This window comes from Trinickia dabaoshanensis, assembly GCF_002879885.1.
GTDB lineage: Bacteria > Pseudomonadota > Gammaproteobacteria > Burkholderiales > Burkholderiaceae > Trinickia > Trinickia dabaoshanensis.
On record NZ_PNYA01000072.1, the window covers coordinates 1 to 1,523 of the forward strand.

The following is a 1,523-nucleotide window of genomic DNA, read 5'->3' on the forward strand; positions in this document are numbered from 1 at the left end:
GCCCTTCCGGGCTCTAGCTTCGCGCCAACCTCATGCTCTTCATCGCTCTCAAGACGCCAAGTATATTGATGACCCGCTTGATGTTGTACGCAAGCACCTGAAGGCTCATTTCCGTGCTCACTCGCCTAAGCGTTCGTGTTAGGAAGTGAGCGGGACCCATCCAGTGCTTGAGTGTACCGAAGACGTGCTCGACGGTACTTCGACGGATGGTCATTGCATCAGGCTTTCGGTCGAGCCGGCGTTGCATGGCCTCAAGTATGTCTTCGTGCTCCCACCGTCGGATACGGCGATAGTCGCTGGGCGAACATTGCGCCTTCATAGGGCAACGCGGACAAGCGCTGGGCCAGTACACCCGCAGATTCATCTCATTCTCAACGGTGTCGAAGCGATGAATGGCGCGTTCGCCGGCAGGGCATCGATACACGTCGCCTCTGGCAACGTAGACAAAGTCGGCTTTCGTGAAGAGCCCCTTCTTCCTTGATGCGGAGGTGAGTGGCTTCGGAACGTACGCGCTGATGTCGTTCAGTTCGCATGCGCGTATCTCCGGGCCGCTGAAGTAGCCACGATCAGCTAACACCTTCAGCTTCGGCTTGGCCATGGCGCGCTTCGCGGACGCCGCCATCTTGCTGAGTTGCCCGTGATCGTTCCCGACATTGGTCACTTCGTGTTCAACGATTAAGTGGTGCTTCGCGTCCACCGCGACCTGAACGTTGTAGCCGACTATGCCGGAGCCTTTGCCGCTTGTTGCCATGGACCGCGCGTCCGAATCGGTTTTCGACAGCTGTTTGTCCGGCTGTTTCTGCAACTGCTTCCCGACCCGCGCAAGCTCGCGCATTTCCTGGCGCAAACGCACGATCTTCTCGTACAGACGCACCGCTTTCACATCGGAACCCGTTGGGTTGGTCCGATCTGCCGTTTCGATTGCGTCGAGGTACCGCTGGATACTTTCCTCGATCTGCTGCCGACGCTTATCGATCTTGCCCGCCGTGTAGTTCTTGTCGCGGCTGTTCACAGCCTTGAATTTGCTGCCATCGATTGCCACGATGTCGCTGGACAATAGTTTCAGTCCGCGACACAGTTCGACGAAACGCCGGCATACGTTGCGAATGGCTGAGCCGTTGTCGCGGCGAAAGTCGGCGATCGTCTTGAAGTCCGGCGCCAGACGTCCCGTCAGCCACATCAGCTCGACATTGCGCTGGCATTCACGCTCAAGGCGCCGGCTGGACGGAACACGGTTCAGGTACCCGTAGATATAAATCTTGAGCATCACCCCTGGGTGATAAGACGGGCGCCCCGTGGGCGCCGCGATGGCCCCCTCGAAACCGAGATCCTCAAGCCCCAACTCGTCGACGAAGACATCTATGACTCTGACCGGATTGTCATGCCCGACGTAGTCATCGAGGCATTCGGGCAGAAGTGAAACCTGCTTGCGGTCATCGCCTTCAACGAATCGCTTCATGAGTCACCCGGCGGTCGATGCGTTGATTCAGTTTAGGCGATGACTACGTTTTCACACAGCCTCG

General features: G+C 57.8%; 1 protein-coding gene. It reads right to left on the reverse strand.

Translation table 11 applies throughout. The annotated features are described in order from the left end of the window. Positions 1–13: 13 nt before the first annotated feature. Entirely contained in the window at positions 14–1,459 is a 1,446-nt protein-coding gene (locus C0Z18_RS32400) for an IS1182 family transposase (RefSeq protein ID WP_102649538.1), read from the reverse strand. Positions 1,460–1,523 lie beyond the last annotated feature (64 nt).

Coding starts and splice junctions, on each gene's coding strand:
- C0Z18_RS32400 (WP_102649538.1), bottom strand. CDS start 1,459: ATGAAGCGATTCGTTGAAGGCGATGACCGCAAGCAGGTTTCACTTCTG.